This window comes from Wolbachia endosymbiont of Drosophila bocki (assembly GCF_028982005.1).
Classification (GTDB): Bacteria; Pseudomonadota; Alphaproteobacteria; order Rickettsiales; family Anaplasmataceae; genus Wolbachia; species Wolbachia pipientis.
The window spans coordinates 1-2793 of record NZ_JAPQLG010000200.1 but is presented as its reverse complement, the minus strand read 5'-3'; the positions used below and the strand labels follow the sequence as shown (position 1 = coordinate 2793).

At 36.9% G+C, this 2793-nt stretch carries 4 protein-coding genes; all 4 read left to right on the top strand.

The features are described 5' to 3' along the window. Positions 1-150: 150 nt before the first annotated feature. Positions 151-384: a hypothetical protein gene (locus OZD61_RS04870; protein WP_182366672.1), complete on the top strand. Its 234-nt coding sequence runs from the start codon at positions 151-153 to the stop codon at positions 382-384. A 60-nt stretch (positions 385-444) separates the two neighbouring features. After that, the gene (gene recJ, locus OZD61_RS04865) at positions 445-2184 is read left to right on the top strand and encodes a single-stranded-DNA-specific exonuclease RecJ (RefSeq protein ID WP_274980045.1); all 1740 of its coding nucleotides are present in this window, start codon (positions 445-447) and stop codon (positions 2182-2184) included. 216 nt (positions 2185-2400) lie between these two features. Then, positions 2401-2577 carry a hypothetical protein gene (locus OZD61_RS04860; protein WP_182319925.1) on the top strand — a complete coding sequence of 59 codons (177 nt, stop codon included), beginning with the start codon at positions 2401-2403 and terminating at the stop codon, positions 2575-2577. Further along, positions 2571-2793, top strand: a 223-nt coding sequence (locus OZD61_RS04855) for a recombinase family protein (RefSeq protein ID WP_274980044.1), incomplete at its 3' end; no start/stop codon positions are given. The genes OZD61_RS04860 and OZD61_RS04855, both read left to right, overlap by 7 nt.

Below are 2793 nucleotides of genomic sequence, written 5' to 3'. Positions count from 1 at the left end.
CTGAAATAGGCATGGCCAAGTTTGAGATAGCTTCATGAATTTATTGTACGTTACCTACTATCCGAAGAGCAATGCAACAAAGCCATCCCAGTGTCAGCTACTCGGATGACAAAAAAAGGAGCACTGGGATGACATCATAGGGGCACTGGGATGACACCATTCTTTTTCCTGGATCCAAATAGTCAAGGCACTGGAATGACAAAAAAAGGAGGCACTGGAACGACAAAGTGGAGTGTCTGCCTCTGTCATCCTATGATAGCTAAAAAGACCTGGTCACGCGCTGGAATGACACCGAAGGGGCTACTGCCCTCTTGGATGGAGACCAGTGTCAGCTACTTAGATGATACCTTTTTTCTACTTAGTTTAGGTTATGCAGAAGTCTAATACAATTATAGAACAAGCTTAAAAATTCTGGTAAAGTAGTTTTATTTACAAAGAAAGAATATGCTACTTGAAATTGAAAAGCGCAGCATAACAAATGCATTGTGGAAGTTGCAAGAAGCAGATCAAAGGCAAATCTTAACTCTTACACAGAGATTTGAGTTACCAGAAATATTAGCAAGAATATTGGTTACTCGTGGTGTTAACATAGAAAATGCAAGCGACTTCTTATATCCACTAATCAGATCGCTATTACCAGATCCCTTTCACCTTCTTGATATGGATAAAGCTGTTTCTCGTATAATACGGGCAATAAAAAATGATGAAAACCTTGCAATATTTGGTGACTATGATGTTGATGGTGCAACGTCGTCAGCATTGATTAACAGGTACCTGAGAGCAATCGATATACACTCTATAATCTACATTCCAGATCGTGTTGATGAGGGCTATGGATTAAACACAGATGCTTTATTACAACTTAAAAAGAATGGAGTTGATTTATGTATTTCCGTTGATTGTGGTACGCTTGCATATCAACCAATAGAAGATGCAAAGGCTTTTGGTCTTGATATTATAGTTGTTGACCATCACCTTGGTACGGAAAAATTACCAAGCGCCGTAGCAGTTGTGAATCCAAACCGCCTTGATGAGAGCTCTCCTTATAATAACCTAGCAGCAGTTGGAGTGTCATTTCTGCTAATTGTTGCTCTTAATAAAAGCCTACGTGAGCAAGGATTTTTTACCAACAAAAAAGAACCAGATTTATTTGATCTGTTGGATTTGGTTGCCCTGGGAACTGTCTGTGATGTTATGCAGATCACAGGCCTCAATAGAGCACTTGTCTCACAAGGATTAAAAGTTATGTCAACAAGAAAAAACGTTGGCTTGCGTGTTTTATTTGATGCTTTGGGAATCCTTGAAAAACCAAGTGTTTCTCGATTAGGGTTTAGTATTGGGCCATGCATAAATGCTGGAGGAAGAATTGGAGAAGCATCGCTTGGTGCAAGGTTGCTTTCCACCGATGATGATGAAGAGGCACATTCAATCGCGCTAAAATTAATAGATTTGAATAATGCAAGAAAAGTGTTAGAAAATGAGGCTCTCTTGGAAGCTACAGCACAAGCGGAAAAGTCTGCCCAATCAGGTGCGAATTTTATAATGATAAGTGGCAATTGGCACCAGGGAATAATTGGTATAATTGCATCAAGGCTAAAGGAGCAGTTTCACTTGCCAACAGCAGTGATATCTTTAAATAATGGAATAGGAAAAGCAAGCTGTAGATCAATTTTGGGAGTTGATATCGGTGCTGCAGTCCTTTCCGCAAAGTTTATAAATTTGATTATTGAAGGTGGTGGCCATAGTATGGCGGCAGGATTTTCAATTAAAGAAGACAAAATAAATGATTTGCATGATTTTTTTACTGAAAGATTTTCAAACTCTATAAATGAGAAAACTTTAAAAGCTGATAGTGTAGTAACTGCTAAAGCAATAAATTTGTCTTTATGGAATCAATTGCAACGCTTGGGACCATTTGGAGTTGGAAATCCTGAACCAAGGTTTATTATCCAAGGAGCAAAGATAAGAAAGCCTGAAGTTATAGGAGTTGACCATATAAAATGTTTTATTGCTGATGATAATGTTATGGTAAGAGCTATTGCATTTCGTTCTGCAAATACTCATCTTGGCTCTGCTATCATGCAGGGTAATGTTAAAGCTATTTTGGGTAAAATCTCTGTGAATTACTGGAATGGCAATGAATTTGTACAATTTTTAATAGAAGATGTATTGACCATTAGTTGAGTGTATCTGTTCAGCAGAGTGGCAAAATAGGTAGACAAGATAAACCAAAAAATCAAGAAGAGGTGAGGGGACTCCGCCAACAATATTGCAATAAACCTGAAACTTGAGAAGACTATTTCCCGAAAGCTTCTACAAAAAGAACGGAGAGTTGAATTTATTTATAGAGCTAATGATCAAATAACCATATGTCTCAATGGATAATATATGGTAGAGCTCATGGGCAACAAGAAATTAATAGTTCGTATTAGTTGTAGTTATGAAGTAAATCGATTAGCAGAGTTGTATCTATTAGATGCATATGAAAAATTAGTGTTAAGTAAACCAATAAAAGCGAGCAAAAAGGAAGAAAACTCTGAATATAAGAAAGTAGATTTGAGGACGGTAAAATGGTAACAGTTAGTTTATATGCAAGAGTTTCTTCAGGGAAGCAAGCACAAGAAGATACAATAGCAAGCCAAATTGCTGCTATAGAGAATCAAATTAGTATGGATGGACATAAATTATTAAATGAATATAAATTTATTGATAATGGTTATAGTGGTTCTAACATAATCCGTCCTGGTTTGGAAAAATTACGTGATAAAATAGCAGAAGGTAACATTGATAAGG